This window comes from Bradyrhizobium sp. (genome assembly GCF_035701725.1).
GTDB lineage: Bacteria > Pseudomonadota > Alphaproteobacteria > Rhizobiales > Xanthobacteraceae > Bradyrhizobium.
Map to the genome: position 1 here is coordinate 18,119 of NZ_DASSRP010000247.1, position 12,621 is coordinate 30,739.

Sequence of the window (12,621 nt, forward strand, 5' to 3'; positions counted from 1 at the left end):
ATGCGACATGTCCTCAAATCGATCGGAGCGTTTGCCGTCCTGGCGGTGCTGGCGGGCGGATTGACGGAGGTCGCCGCGCATCATTCGGCGGCGATGTTCGATTTTTCGAAGATGCTCAAGCTCAAGGGCAAGGTCGTGGAGATGCGCTGGGTCAACCCGCATGTCACGATCACGATCATGGGCTCGCCGAGTTCGGATGAAGCGCCGAGCGAGTGGCTGATGGAAACGACCAGTCCGGGTAATCTGACGCGCGTCGGCGGATGGCGGCGCGATATCATCAAACCGGGCGACGAGATCGAGGTGTCCTTCCACCCCGAACGTGAGGCCGGCAAGAAGAACGGGCTGTTGCGCGAGATGAAGTTGCTCTCGACCGGGGAAGTGTTTCCCGCCAATATCCGCGACCAGGAAAAGCCGGGCCTCGAATAAGAACTGCCTCGAAATCAGGCGAGCGGTCCGGCAGCGAAGGGGATCGTCGGGGAGGGGGATGATGAGCCGCTTTACGAGGTCAATCGGTGTGGTTGCGGTCGCGGCGGTCGCCGCCGGCATTTCGCAAAGCGCCGCCCACCATTCCGGGGCGATGTTCGATCAAATGCGCAGCGAGGTGCTCAAGGGCAAGGTCGTGGAGCTGCGCTGGGTCAATCCGCACGTCATGTTGACCGTCAGGGGAACGCTGAAGTCCGGCGGCGCGCCAACCGACTGGCTGATGGAAACGACCAGTCCTGCAAACCTGACGCGCGTCGACGAGGGCTGGCGGCGCGACACGGTGCGCCCCGGCGAGGAGGTCGAGGTGGTGTTCCATCCGCTGCGGCAGCCCGGCAAGCGGCTGGGCCTGTTGCGTCAGCTGACGACGCTTTCAAACGGCCAGGTCTACGCCACCCATCTCCGCGACCAGCAAACGGCCAATCTCGACTAGAGCCGGCATGCGCGCGCTCCGCAAACGAAGCCGCGTTCTGACCGGCATTCTCGCGGCAGCGCTGGAGCTGGCGGCGGTATCGGCGCTGGCCGAGGATCAGCCGCCGGCCAAGGATACGATCTTCACCCGCAAGATCGTGATGGGCGAGATCGACATGAACATGGACGAGATCGAGACCATGCTGGCGCCCGAAGGCAAGCTGGAGCTTGCGGATGCGCAGGAGCATGCCGAAGTTATCTCGACCCTGCTGATGGCGTTTCCACATCTGTTTCCGCCGGCGACCAATCAATGGAAGGAGGGGGCAACACGCGATCCCGCCACCGACACTTTCGCCAATCCAGCGATCTGGTCGAACTTTGGCGAGTTCTATAAGCGCGCGAGCGAGGCCTCGAAAATTGCCTGGAATGCCAGCCGTACCAAGAAGCCTGACGAGTTCAGGGCGCAGATCAAGGAGCTGCGCCTGCGCTGCAATGGCTGCCACGCGCTGAACATGAAGCCGGAATAAGCGCCCGAGCAGGCCGAGCGCGCGAGGCCGTTAGCGAACGGCGCAAACCAAATATAACCGCCCGAGCAGGCCGAGCGCGCGAGGCCGTTAGCGAACGGCGCAAATCGATAGACGCCCGAGCAGGCCGAGCGCGCGAGGCCGTCAGCGAACGGCGCGAATCAACAGACGCCCGAGCAGGCCGAGCGGTTTACGGCCGCGGTCAGCTGCGCGACTGGTTCGGACCGTCGTGACGCGGGACCGGCTCCGTTGCCGACGGGGGCGCCGCGGCCTGGGCGCGCGTGCGGAAGTAGTCGAGCACGAACAGTCTGATCGCCGAAGACAGGTTGCCCTGCTGGCGATTGCTGTCGATCTCGCCGACCAGTTCGGACAACGTGATGTTCCGAAGGCCTGAAATCTCTTTCATGCCGTTCCAGAACGCTTCTTCGAGGCTGACGCTGGTCTTGTGGCCTGCAACCACGATCGATCGCTTGACGACGGGAGACTTCATGACGCTTCCCCGCCGTCGATCTGATGCTGGTCGAGCACTTCGCGGGCCCGCTCGCTCTGCGCTTCCTCGCGCTCGCGCTCGGACCGGGTGCGGCCGAACTTGGCGCGGTTCGTCGCGGCCTGCTGCTCCGCACGCTCCTTTTCGACGCGCTTTCTGAACTTGTTCAGATTGATCAAATCCCCCATCTTGCCCTCCGTCATGCAGGTCGCCGGCCTGCAGCCGACCGAAGGCGCATATGGTTCTCCAGCTCACCCCTCAGGGCCGGCAAAAAAACATTTTGACTTGATGAAGCGGCATGACCTTGAGGTGGATCAATCGCACCCAAAGCGGTCGAAACCGCGCAAGCCGGTTCGGCTCTCATATATGAATTCCCCATTATGCCGTGTGGTCGCAAATGTGACGGTTTCTCGAAATATTTTTGCTCTACCACGGTAATGCACCGCGGTAAAAGCCCGAGGCATAATTCTTTTAGACGATTTGTGGGTTCATTGTCGCGCTGCATGACGCCCATGCAGCGTTCAACCTGGGTGCGTCATTTCGCGCGGCTTCACCAAACGGTCGAATTCGCTGGCGGAAACGAAGCCGAGCCTGATGGCCTCTTCCTTCAAGGTGGTGCCGCGGCTGTGTGCAGATTTGGCCACTTTGGCGGCATTGTCATAGCCGATTTTCGGGGCCAGCGCGGTCACCAGCATCAGCGAACGCTCCATCAGCTCCTGGATGCGCTTTTCGTCGGCGCGTATTCCCGTGACGCAGTTCTCCGTAAAAGAACGGGTGACGTCGGCGAGCAATTGTATGGAATTTATCATACAATATGCCAGAAGTGGCTTGTAGACGTTCAGTTCGAAATGCCCCTGGCTGCCGGCGGTCGTGATGGCGGCCTGGTTGCCGAACACTTGGCAGCACACCATGGTCATGGCCTCGCACTGCGTCGGATTGACCTTGCCGGGCATGATCGAGGACCCCGGCTCGTTCTCGGGCAGGATCAGTTCGCCAAGGCCCGAGCGCGGCCCCGAGCCGAGCAGGCGGATATCGTTGGCGATCTTGAAAAGGCCGGTGGCGGTTGCGTTCAGCGCGCCATGGGCGAACACATAGGCATCGTTGGAAGCTAGCGCCTCGAATTTGTTCGCCGCGCTGGTGAACGGCAGGCGGGTGATCCTGGCGACATGACGGGCAAATGTCCGCGCAAACTTCGGCTTCGAATTGAGGCCGGTTCCCACCGCGGTGCCGCCCTGCGCCAACGGATAAAGCTCTTTCAGGCCCGCGCGTATCCGCAGCATTCCGTGCTCGACCTGGGCGGCGTAGCCGGAGAATTCCTGACCGAGCGTCAGGGGCGTTGCATCCTGGGTATGGGTGCGGCCGATCTTGACGATTTTTGCGAACGCCCTTTCCTTCGCGCGCAGCGCGCGCAGCAGCATCGTCAGCGCCGGCAACAACTGATGCGTGATCGCAGTCGCGGCGGCGATATGCATTGCGGTCGGAAATGAGTCGTTCGAGGACTGGCTCATATTGACGTGATCGTTCGGATGCACCGGCGCCTTGGCGCCAAGTTTGCCACCCAGCAATTCGCTGGCGCGGTTGGCGATCACCTCGTTGAGGTTCATGTTGGTCTGGGTACCCGAGCCGGTCTGCCAGACCACCAGCGGAAAGTGGTCGTCGAACTTGCCCTCGATCACCTCGCGCGCGGCACGGATGATGGCGCCGGCGCGGCGCTGGTCGATCAGGCGAAGTTCGCGGTTGGTCTCGGCCGCGGCAAGCTTGACGATGCCGAGCGCACGGATGATCTCGATCGGCATCCGGTCATGGCCGATACGGAAATTCTGTCGTGAGCGTTCGGTCTGCGCGCCCCAATAGCGGCTCGCATCAACTTCGATGGGGCCGAAACTGTCGGTCTCGGTGCGCGTCGATTTCGACGGGGAGGAAGATTTCGCACGGGCCATGTCGCACTCGTCAGGTCACACTCGATCACACGCTGACGTCAGGCGCTGCCAGCAGCTATTTTTTGCGGAAGCGATCCAGCCGCACCACCTCGGCGCCCTCGGAGGGTTTTTCTCCCTCGTCCTGGTCCTTGGCCGGTCCTGGCAATGCCGATGGCGCCGGCGACGCAGCCGCTGGCTGGGCCTCTTCCGCGGGCGGGGCAGCGTCGGAGGTCTCGAATTGCAGGCCGAACTGCACCGAAGGATCGAAGAAGCTCTTGATGGCGCTGAAGGGAATGACGAGGCGCTCGGGAACGCCGCCAAACGACAGCCCGACCTCGAAGCGATCCTCGGTCACCACCAGATCCCAGAACTGGTGCTGAAGGATCACGGTCATTTCTTCCGGGTATTGCGCGAGCAGACGCGGCGACAGCTTCACGCCCTCGGCGGTCGACACGAAGGTGATGAAGAAATGGTGGTCGCCCGGCAGGCCGTGCTCGGCGGCGTCGGCCAGCACGCGACGCAACACCCCGCGCAGCGCGTCGCGGGCCAGTACGTCATATCGGATGTGATCGGTCGCCATGGTCGGTCCTGTCGCAGAATTCGAAAACTGCCTGCGGAAGCTCGGCCTTCCGACTCGGGGCAGGTTCCCCATCGTACCCGGCTATTTCGTGAAGGTCAGCAGCCTGCACCGGGCTGAAGATGAGGAAAGTGGAGGCTTCTGTTGCCAGGTGCCTCCGAACCCCGCCTAGCGGAGCTTAACCCGCTAGGACTTTAAAGTGGTCTTTCAAACTGCGTTACGCAGCCTGAGCAACCGGAGCATAGTTGTCGTTTGCAACTATTGCATGGCCCGATATCGGCGGAACCATACCGAGAAAAAACGCGCCCTTTACGCCCTCGTCGATCCTATTTCGCCCCCGCCGAAACCTTTCCTGCTCGGGCATGATCCGGAAAAGTGGGTACCGGTTTTCCGAAAAAGACCATGCCCCTTCAAAAAGGTTTTGGTGGAGGCGCCGGGTACTGCCCCCGGGTCCGAATGGTTTATTGCGACGGTCATTTATTTCCATAGCCGGCGAACCGGCACCCCCAATATAGGGGCCAAAGGTTGAGAAAGACAGAGCCGAAAAAGCCGTTCAAACACACGGTTTTGAGGAAACCCTGATCTTTTGGAAGGTGGATAGGCCGCCATCGAGGGTTGGCCCAGCTTGGCCCTCCCTATAAATGAGGCATGCCCCCGGATTCGTCACCGGCTGCCGCGACCGCACCGGATATCTCCCAGTCGCCACCTACATTGGTCACGCTGTTCATCGCCTTCGCCAAGATGTCGCTGGCGGGATTTGGCGGCGTACTGGTGTGGGCTCGGCGCGGCATCGTCGACCAGCACAAATGGATGACGGCCGACGAGTTCAACGAGACCTTCGCGCTCTGCCATTTTCTGCCCGGTCCCAACATCGTCAATCTCACTTTCGTGTTCGGTTCGCGCCTGCGCGGCATTCCCGGCGCGATCGCAGCGTTTACCGGGCTGGTCGGTCCGCCGGCGCTGATCATGGTGGTGATGGGCATGCTCTACCACCGCTATGGCGAGATCGATGCGCTGCGGCGGATCCTGTCGGGCGTCGCCTGTGCCGCGATCGGATTGATGCTGGCGGTGGTGTTCCGCATGATGACGCCGCTCTTGAAGCGGCGCGACGTCATTGCGCTCCTGGTCATGGCCGCGGTCTTCATCGCGATCGGCGTGTTGCGCCTGCCGCTGCCTTTGGTGTTGCTCGCCGCGATCCCGATCTCGATCGCCGTAACCTACGCGACGCGGAAGGAGGCGGCATGAATTCCGATTCCAGTCCGGTGTTCGCGCTGGCGCTGACCTTTGCGACCATGTCGCTGTTTGCGGTCGGCGGCGCCAACTCGGCGATTCCGGAAATGCACCGTGTTGCCGTCGACGTGAACCACTGGCTGACCGACAAGCAGTTCACGGATGTGTACGCCATTGCGCAACTCTCGCCGGGGCCGAACGTCCTGATCGTGACGCTGATCGGCTATTCGGTCGGCGGCCTTCCCGGCGCACTGGTCGCGACCTTGGCGATGTGCGTGCCGACCGCGGTGCTGGCGTTGATCGTCAGTCGCTTCCTGACCCGCGCCAGCCATGCGCGCTGGCCCGGCATCGTCCAGGCGGCGCTGGTGCCGCTGTCGATCGGACTGATGGGCGCGAGCGGCTTTATCCTGGCGCGTACCTCGGACCGGACCGTGGTGGCCGCGCTCGTGACCATCGGCGCGGCGGTGCTGGCCTCGGTGACCAAGCTCAATCCGCTGTGGATGCTGGTGGCCGGCGGCTGCCTCGGCTTTGCCGGCCTGATCGGATGAGTTTGTAGCGAGTTCCAGCCTTGCTGGAGCCACGCCGAATGCTCACTTTTCAGGGTATAAACGGCGGACGGGACCGAATCGGCATATTGAACGTCGCACCTGACCGCTAAAAGTCTGCTGCTATTGCGGAGGCCTCCGACAGGCCGCCGGCTCCTGGAACGACATTGAACCCATGATCCAGTATCACGACCTGCTCGAACGGATTCTGGCCGACGGCGTCGAAAAGTCCGACCGCACCGGCACCGGTACGATCTCGATCTTCGGTCACCAGATGCGCTTCAATCTGGCGGCGGGCTTTCCGATGCTGACCACCAAAAAGCTGCCGCTGAAGGCGATCATCCACGAGCTGTTGTGGTTCCTGAAGGGCGACACCAACATCAAATATCTGCACGACCATGGCGTCACCATCTGGGACGAGTGGGCCGATGCCAATGGCGATCTCGGCCCGGTCTATGGTTCGCAGTGGCGTTCCTGGCCGGCGCCGGACGGGCGCAAGATCGACCAGATTTCGAACGTCGTCGAGATGATCCGCAAGAATCCGGATTCGCGCCGGCTGATCGTGAGCGCGTGGAATCCCGCCGAGATCGATCAGATGGCGCTGCCGCCGTGTCACTGCCTGTTCCAGTTCTACGTCGCGAACGGCAAATTGTCGTGCCAGCTCTACCAGCGTTCGGCGGACGTGTTTCTCGGCGTGCCCTTTAACATCGCCTCTTACGCGCTGCTGACCATGATGGTAGCGCAGGTCACGAACCTGAAGCCCGGCGAATTCGTGCATTCCTTTGGTGACGTGCATCTTTATTCCAACCATGTCGAGCAGGCGCGGCTGCAATTGACGCGCGCGCCGCGGGCGCTGCCGACCATGAAGATCAATCCTGACGTCAAGGATATCTTCAGCTTCCGCTTCGAGGACTTCGCGCTCGAAGGCTACGACCCGCATCCGCACATCAAGGCCGCGGTTGCGGTTTGAGGCCATCCGATGAGCTTGCTCATACGCCGCGCGCGCATCGATGAGGCCGGCGTGGTGCTGGCGCTGGTGCGCGAACTCGCCGAGTACGAAAAACTCTCGCACGAGGTCGAGGCGACGGAAGCGATGATCGCGGAAGCATTGTTCTGCGATCATCCGCGGCTGTTCTGCGACATTGCCGAATGGAACGGCGAGGTCGCGGGCTTTGCGGTGTGGTTCATCAATTTTTCGACCTTCTCCGGCCGTTCCGGAATCTATCTGGAAGACCTGTTCGTGCGGCCGAACCTGCGCGGCAAGGGCATCGGCAAGGCGCTGCTCTCGCATCTCGCCAGGGAATGCGTCGCCAACAACTGGTCGCGCCTGCAGTGGTCGGTGCTCGACTGGAACGCGCCGTCGATTGCGTTCTACAAGTCGCTCGGCGCGGTCATGATGGACGAGTGGACCATCTGCAAGGTCGCGGGCTCCGCGCTGAAGCAACTCGCCGAAGGAGCGCGGTGATGGCGACGATGATGGAGATCGTGCTGATCGCCGCCGTCGCCGACAACGGCGTGATCGGCGCTGACAACACGATCCCCTGGCGGCTCAAGACCGACCTGCGACACTTCAAGTCGCTCACCACGGGCAAGCCTGTGGTGATGGGCCGCAAGACCTTCCTGTCGCTGGGCCGTCCGCTGCCCGGGCGCACCAACATCGTCATGACGCGGGATGCGAACTTTCGCGCGCCGGGCGCGGTCGTGACCACGTCAATTGATCAAGCGCTGGACGTTGCAACCGGCGATGCGCTGCGGCGTTTCGTCACTGAAATCGCCGTCATGGGCGGGGCGGAAATCTATGCCGAGTGGATGAGCCGCGCGGCGCGGCTCGAGATCACGGAAGTTCACGCGAGTCCGGCGGGCGATACCCGCTTTGCACCCATCGACAAGACGGTCTGGGAAGAGGCGGCGCGGGCCGAAAACCCGGCCGGCCCGGATGACAGTGCGGCCTTTTCCTTTGTCACCTATGTCCGGCGAAACCGTCATTAACCGCGCCCGGCAATGTTTACATTGACAATTTGGGTCTCCGGCATAGCTCTTTGCAGACCCAATACCGGGGCAAAGCGCGCGTTGTAAGGGGAGTTGCCGTCCCCTATAACCCCTCCGCGGACGCTGCCTGTGCCGGGTTTCCGGCCATGTGCCCCACCAAGGAGAGTTGAATGGCGTGGAAGAATCAGGGCGGAGGCCCCTGGGGTGCTGGGCCGAAAGGCCCATGGGGCTCCGGCCCGCAGCCGACCGGCGGCGGACCGAGGCCGCCCGATCTGGAAGATCTTCTGCGCCGCGCCCAGGACCGACTGCAGCAGTTTCTGCCGGGCGGTTATTTCAGCGGGCTTGGCATCAGCCTGCTGCTGCTTGCCGTCGTTGCGATCTGGGGCCTCACGGGCTTCTTCCGCGTGCAGTCCGAAGAGCTAGGCGTCGTGCTGCGCTTCGGCAAGTATGTCCGCGATGCGCAACCGGGATTGAGCTATCATCTTCCCTATCCAATCGAGACCGTGCAGCTGCCAAAGGTGCTTCGCGTCTCGACGCTCAATATCGGCTTCTCCTATGAAGAGTCGCCGCGGCGCGCCCGTGACGGGCGGCGCGACATCCAGGAAGAAAGCCTGATGCTGACCGGCGACGAGAACATCGTCGACGTCCAGTTCACCGTGCTCTGGCGCATCAAGCCGAAGGGCGCCGCCGACTTCCTTTTCAACATCCAGAACCCGGAAGGGACCGTGAAGGCGGTGGCCGAAAGCGCAATGCGCGAAGTGGTCGGCCGCTCCAACATCCAGCCTATCCTCACGACCAAGAAGGACGATGCCGAAAAGGAAGTTCACGAGCTGATGCAGAAGACGCTCGACAGTTACGGCTCGGGCATCCTGATCCAGCAGGTGCAGATGGGGCAGGTCAATCCGCCGGCCGACGTGATCCAGTCGTTCAACGACGTGCAGAATGCCAAGACCGAACTCGAGAGCTTGCAGAACGAGGCGCAGACCTACGCCAACGGAGTCGTGCCGGACGCCAAGGGCCGCGCCGCGCAGATCTTGCAGGTCGCCGAGGGTTACAAGCAGCAGGCTGTTGCCGAGGCCAAGGGCCAGAGCGCGCGCTTCCTGAAAGTGTACGACGAATACAAGAAGGCGCCCGACGTGACCCGCGAACGGATTTATCTCGAAACCATGGAGCGCGTGCTCGGCAATTCCGACAAGCTGGTCTATGACGGTGGCGCGTCGGGGCAGGGCGTGGTGCCCTATCTGCCGCTGAACGACCTGACGGCGCGGCGCCCGGCGCCATCCGGACAGGCGCAACAGCCCGCCAGCGGAGGCTCGCGATGAGATCCCCGGTCACAGGCATCATCCTGTTGCTGTTGCTGCTGCTGGCACTGATCGTGGGCTACAGCTCGGTCTTCACCGTGCAGCAGACCGAGCAGGCGCTGGTGGTGCGCTTCGGCAAGCCGGTCGATGTCGCCACCGCCCCCGGACTGCACTTCAAGGCGCCGTTCATCGACACCGTGATCCCGGTCGACAAGCGCATTCTCGATCTGGAAAATCCGGCTCAGGAAGTGATCGCCTCCGACCAGAAGCGGCTCGTGGTCGATGCGTTTGCGCGCTACAAAATCAAGGACGCGCTGCAATTCTACCAGAGCGTCGGCACAATTCAGGCCGCCAATCTGCAGCTTGCAACGCTGCTGAATTCGGCGCTCCGCCGCGTGCTCGGCGAAGTGACGCTGATCCAGGTCGTGCGCGACCAGCGCGAGGCGCTGATGCAACGTATCCGCGCCCAGCTCGATCACGAGGCCAACAATTACGGCATTCAGGTCATCGACGTGCGAATCCGGCGCGCCGATCTGCCCGACCAGAACAGCCAGGCCGTCTACCAGCGCATGAAGACCGAGCGTCAGCGGGAAGCGGCCGAGTTCCGCGCGCAGGGCCGGCAGAAGGCGCAAGAGATCCGCTCCAACGCCGACCGCGAGGCCACCGTGATCGTGGCGGAGGCCAATTCGAAGGCCGAGCAGATCCGCGGTGAGGGCGATGCCGAGCGCAACCGCCTGTTCGCCGAGGCATATGGCAAGGATGCCGATTTCTTCGCATTCTATCGTTCCATGGCGGCCTACGAGACCAGCCTCAAGAGCAACGACACGCGTTTCCTGTTGCGGCCGGATTCGGATTTCTTCCGCTTCTTTGGCGGCGCCACCGGCAAGACCGCGCCGGCCGCGCCGGGAACTCCGGCCAAGCCATAGGCTTCTTCAATCGAGACCGCGGGCGAGGTATCGCCCGGGCCAAAAATGATAATACAGGACGGGAGGTTTTCATCCGATGAGGTCCATAGCGTTCGCCGACTTCCTCATCGGTGTTGGAATCCTGTTCGTGATCGAAGGCCTGATGTTCGCGGCCGCGCCGATCTGGCTGAAGCGGGCGATGAAGAGCGCGCTCGTGACGCCCGACAACATCCTTCGTGCCGCCGGCATAGGCTCGGCGGTGGCGGGCCTGATCCTGATCTGGCTGGTTCGCCGCTAACGTATGTTATTCCCGGGATAGCCCAGTCGGCGCAAAGCGCGGCCCGACGGCATCGCCTTGGAATGATGAAGGGGATGCCGCCTTGGTGAGCGGCGTCTGTTTTTCGCCGAAATGGTGGGGTGAAAAGCTTGCGCGGCTACCCCCTTCGGGCGCACTCTGCATTCAAAGTTTCCGATGCTTCGACAAGAGAGAACCAATATGACCGTTGCAACCAAAGTCCCGCGCCATCGCTTGCGCCCGCTGTTGGCGGCGGCATGCCTTTGGAGCGCTCTTGGGGCCGTGACCATCGTCGCCACGGCGTTGCCGGCTCAGGCGCGCGGACCCGACGGCATTGCCGACGTTGCCGAGAAAGTGATCGATGCGGTCGTCAACATCTCGACCTCGCAGACGGTCGAGGCCAAGGCCGGGTCCGGCGAAGGCCGGGGCGCGATGCCGCAATTGCCGCCGGGCTCGCCGTTCGAGGAATTCTTCGACGACTTCTTCAAGAACCGGCGCGGCCCGAATGGCCCGCGCGGCGGCGGCGACATGCAGCCGCACAAGACCAATTCGCTCGGCTCGGGCTTCATCATCGATCCCGCCGGCGTGGTCGTGACCAACAACCACGTCATTGCCGACGCGGACGAGATCAACGTCATCCTGAATGACGGCACCAAGATCAAGGCCGAGCTGGTCGGCGTCGACAAGAAGACCGACCTTGCGGTGCTCAAGTTCAAGCCGCCGCGGCAACTGACGGCGGTGAAGTTCGGCGATTCCGACAAGCTGCGTCTTGGCGAATGGGTGATCGCGATCGGCAATCCGTTCAGCCTCGGCGGTACGGTGACGGCCGGCATCGTCTCGGCGCGCAATCGCGACATCTCCAACGGCCCGTACGACAACTACATCCAGACCGACGCGGCGATCAATCGCGGCAACTCCGGCGGCCCGTTGTTCAATCTCGATGGCGAGGTGATCGGGGTCAACACGCTGATTATCTCGCCGACCGGCGGTTCGATCGGCATCGGCTTTGCCGTGCCGTCGAAAACGGTGGCCGGTGTGGTCGAGCAGCTTCAGAAATTCGGCGAGCTGCGGCGCGGGTGGCTCGGCGTGCGCATTCAACAGGTGACGGACGAGATCGCCGAAAGCCTCAGCATCAAGCCGGCGCGTGGTGCGCTGGTTGCCGGCGTCGACGACAAGGGGCCGGCCAAGCCCGCCGGCATCGAACCTGGCGACGTCGTCGTCAAGTTCGACGGCAAGGACATCAAGGAGCCGAAGGACCTGTCACGCGTCGTTGCCGACACCGCGGTCGGCAAGGAAGTCGAGGTCACCATCATCCGCAAGGGCGAGGAGCAGACCAAGCGCGTCACGCTCGGCCGCCTGGAGGATAACGAGAAGCCGCAGCCGGCGTCGGCCAAATCGCAGCCGGAGCCGGAAAAGCCGGTGACGCAGAAGGCGCTCGGGCTCGACCTCGCCAATCTCAGCAAGGATCTGCGCAGCCGCTACAAGATCAAGGACAGCGTCAAGGGCGTGATCATCACCGGCGTCGATAACGCCTCCGATGCCGCCGAGAAGCGGCTGGCGGCGGGCGACGTCATCGTTGAGGTCGCGCAGGAAGCCGTCGCAAACGCCGCTGACATCAAGAAGCGGGTCGAGCAGTTGAAGAAGGACGGCAAGAAGTCCGTGCTGCTTCTGGTCTCGAACGCTGAAGGCGAACTGCGTTTCGTCGCGCTGAGCGTGCAGTAGCGCTGGTGGGTTCGTCATCGCCGGGCTTGACCCGGCGATGACGACTTTGTCTCCACATCGAAGGAAGACATGGATGCCCGGGTCAACCCGGGCATGACGGCGGCGGGCTCAACACCTGCTTGCGCGGGTGATGACAGCGGTGACTTCCTAAAACCTAGTTATGCGCGGTGCCGACCGTGGTCGTGTTCGTCACCGAAGCCACGGTGTGACGCGGCGTGAGCACGCTGAGCTGATGC

Annotated in this window: 16 protein-coding genes and 1 other RNA gene; 12 read left to right on the forward strand and 5 right to left on the reverse strand. The window is 62.7% G+C overall.

Going from position 1 to position 12,621, the window contains the following annotated elements; translation table 11 throughout:
* From VFL62_RS14510 to VFL62_RS14520, 3 genes are all read left to right on the forward strand, one after another.
* Positions 1-426 carry a DUF6152 family protein gene (locus VFL62_RS14510; RefSeq protein ID WP_325173070.1) on the forward strand — a complete coding sequence of 142 codons (426 nt, stop codon included), beginning with the start codon at positions 1-3 and terminating at the stop codon, positions 424-426.
* 61 nt (positions 427-487) lie between these two features.
* Entirely contained in the window at positions 488-913 is a 426-nt protein-coding gene (locus VFL62_RS14515; RefSeq protein ID WP_325173071.1) for a DUF6152 family protein, read from the forward strand.
* Between the two features lie 7 nt (positions 914-920).
* On the forward strand, positions 921-1,418 hold the full coding sequence (locus VFL62_RS14520) for a cytochrome c (RefSeq protein ID WP_325173072.1): 498 nt from the start codon (positions 921-923) through the stop codon (positions 1,416-1,418).
* 199 nt (positions 1,419-1,617) lie between these two features.
* Here the strand turns inward: VFL62_RS14520 and VFL62_RS14525 are convergent, their stop codons facing one another.
* The 5 genes from VFL62_RS14525 to ssrA all read right to left on the reverse strand — a co-directional run bounded on the left by VFL62_RS14525 (position 1,618) and on the right by ssrA (position 4,939).
* Positions 1,618-1,905, reverse strand: coding sequence for a ribbon-helix-helix domain-containing protein (locus tag VFL62_RS14525; RefSeq protein WP_325173073.1), 288 nt, complete (start codon positions 1,903-1,905; stop codon positions 1,618-1,620).
* On the reverse strand, positions 1,902-2,090 hold the full coding sequence (locus VFL62_RS14530) for a DUF4169 family protein (protein WP_325173074.1): 189 nt from the start codon (positions 2,088-2,090) through the stop codon (positions 1,902-1,904). The genes VFL62_RS14525 and VFL62_RS14530 overlap by 4 nt, the downstream gene beginning before the upstream one ends.
* Positions 2,091-2,423: 333 nt before the next feature.
* Positions 2,424-3,842 (reverse strand): class II fumarate hydratase, encoded by a 1,419-nt coding sequence (gene fumC / locus VFL62_RS14535; RefSeq protein WP_325173075.1) that lies wholly within the window; start codon positions 3,840-3,842, stop codon positions 2,424-2,426.
* Positions 3,843-3,897: 55 nt separating this feature from the next.
* The gene (locus VFL62_RS14540; RefSeq protein WP_325173076.1) at positions 3,898-4,401 is read right to left on the reverse strand and encodes an SspB family protein; all 504 of its coding nucleotides are present in this window, start codon (positions 4,399-4,401) and stop codon (positions 3,898-3,900) included.
* A 127-nt stretch (positions 4,402-4,528) separates the two neighbouring features.
* Positions 4,529-4,939: a transfer-messenger RNA gene (gene ssrA / locus VFL62_RS14545) on the reverse strand.
* A 107-nt stretch (positions 4,940-5,046) separates the two neighbouring features.
* Here ssrA and VFL62_RS14550 point away from each other — a divergent pair.
* From VFL62_RS14550 to VFL62_RS14590, 9 genes are all read left to right on the forward strand, one after another.
* Complete coding sequence (locus VFL62_RS14550; protein ID WP_325173077.1) at positions 5,047-5,643, forward strand: chromate transporter; 597 nt, start codon at positions 5,047-5,049, stop codon at positions 5,641-5,643.
* Entirely contained in the window at positions 5,640-6,176 is a 537-nt protein-coding gene (locus tag VFL62_RS14555) for a chromate transporter (protein WP_325173078.1), read from the forward strand. The genes VFL62_RS14550 and VFL62_RS14555 overlap by 4 nt, the downstream gene beginning before the upstream one ends.
* 172 nt (positions 6,177-6,348) lie before the next feature.
* Positions 6,349-7,143, forward strand: a complete 795-nt coding sequence (locus tag VFL62_RS14560) for a thymidylate synthase (RefSeq protein ID WP_325173079.1) — start codon at positions 6,349-6,351, stop codon at positions 7,141-7,143.
* A gap of 9 nt (positions 7,144-7,152) precedes the next feature.
* Complete coding sequence (locus VFL62_RS14565; protein WP_325173080.1) at positions 7,153-7,638, forward strand: GNAT family N-acetyltransferase; 486 nt, start codon at positions 7,153-7,155, stop codon at positions 7,636-7,638.
* Between the two features lie 8 nt (positions 7,639-7,646).
* On the forward strand, positions 7,647-8,162 hold the full coding sequence (locus tag VFL62_RS14570; RefSeq protein WP_325173086.1) for a dihydrofolate reductase: 516 nt from the start codon (positions 7,647-7,649) through the stop codon (positions 8,160-8,162).
* Between the two features lie 170 nt (positions 8,163-8,332).
* Positions 8,333-9,484 carry an FtsH protease activity modulator HflK gene (hflK, locus tag VFL62_RS14575; protein WP_325173081.1) on the forward strand — a complete coding sequence of 384 codons (1,152 nt, stop codon included), beginning with the start codon at positions 8,333-8,335 and terminating at the stop codon, positions 9,482-9,484.
* Positions 9,481-10,389, forward strand: a complete 909-nt coding sequence (hflC, locus tag VFL62_RS14580) for a protease modulator HflC (protein ID WP_325173082.1) — start codon at positions 9,481-9,483, stop codon at positions 10,387-10,389. Before hflK ends, hflC begins: the two co-directional genes overlap by 4 nt.
* A gap of 76 nt (positions 10,390-10,465) precedes the next feature.
* Positions 10,466-10,666, forward strand: coding sequence for a DUF2065 domain-containing protein (locus VFL62_RS14585; protein WP_325173083.1), 201 nt, complete (start codon positions 10,466-10,468; stop codon positions 10,664-10,666).
* A gap of 198 nt (positions 10,667-10,864) precedes the next feature.
* Complete coding sequence (locus tag VFL62_RS14590) at positions 10,865-12,385, forward strand: Do family serine endopeptidase (RefSeq protein WP_325173084.1); 1,521 nt, start codon at positions 10,865-10,867, stop codon at positions 12,383-12,385.
* Positions 12,386-12,621: the final 236 nt, after the last annotated feature.

Bases quoted from the DNA above. Each gene is read 5' to 3' on its own strand.
- VFL62_RS14510 (WP_325173070.1), top strand. From the start codon at position 1: ATGCGACATGTCCTCAAATCGATCGGAGCGTTTGCCGTCCTGGCGGTG.
- VFL62_RS14515 (WP_325173071.1), top strand. From the start codon at position 488: ATGAGCCGCTTTACGAGGTCAATCGGTGTGGTTGCGGTCGCGGCGGTC.
- VFL62_RS14520 (WP_325173072.1), top strand. From the start codon at position 921: ATGCGCGCGCTCCGCAAACGAAGCCGCGTTCTGACCGGCATTCTCGCG.
- VFL62_RS14525 (WP_325173073.1), bottom strand. From the start codon at position 1,905: ATGAAGTCTCCCGTCGTCAAGCGATCGATCGTGGTTGCAGGCCACAAG.
- VFL62_RS14530 (WP_325173074.1), bottom strand. From the start codon at position 2,090: ATGGGGGATTTGATCAATCTGAACAAGTTCAGAAAGCGCGTCGAAAAG.
- fumC (WP_325173075.1), bottom strand. From the start codon at position 3,842: ATGGCCCGTGCGAAATCTTCCTCCCCGTCGAAATCGACGCGCACCGAG.
- VFL62_RS14540 (WP_325173076.1), bottom strand. From the start codon at position 4,401: ATGGCGACCGATCACATCCGATATGACGTACTGGCCCGCGACGCGCTG.
- VFL62_RS14550 (WP_325173077.1), top strand. From the start codon at position 5,047: ATGCCCCCGGATTCGTCACCGGCTGCCGCGACCGCACCGGATATCTCC.
- VFL62_RS14555 (WP_325173078.1), top strand. From the start codon at position 5,640: ATGAATTCCGATTCCAGTCCGGTGTTCGCGCTGGCGCTGACCTTTGCG.
- VFL62_RS14560 (WP_325173079.1), top strand. From the start codon at position 6,349: ATGATCCAGTATCACGACCTGCTCGAACGGATTCTGGCCGACGGCGTC.
- VFL62_RS14565 (WP_325173080.1), top strand. From the start codon at position 7,153: ATGAGCTTGCTCATACGCCGCGCGCGCATCGATGAGGCCGGCGTGGTG.
- VFL62_RS14570 (WP_325173086.1), top strand. From the start codon at position 7,647: ATGATGGAGATCGTGCTGATCGCCGCCGTCGCCGACAACGGCGTGATC.
- hflK (WP_325173081.1), top strand. From the start codon at position 8,333: ATGGCGTGGAAGAATCAGGGCGGAGGCCCCTGGGGTGCTGGGCCGAAA.
- hflC (WP_325173082.1), top strand. From the start codon at position 9,481: ATGAGATCCCCGGTCACAGGCATCATCCTGTTGCTGTTGCTGCTGCTG.
- VFL62_RS14585 (WP_325173083.1), top strand. From the start codon at position 10,466: ATGAGGTCCATAGCGTTCGCCGACTTCCTCATCGGTGTTGGAATCCTG.
- VFL62_RS14590 (WP_325173084.1), top strand. From the start codon at position 10,865: ATGACCGTTGCAACCAAAGTCCCGCGCCATCGCTTGCGCCCGCTGTTG.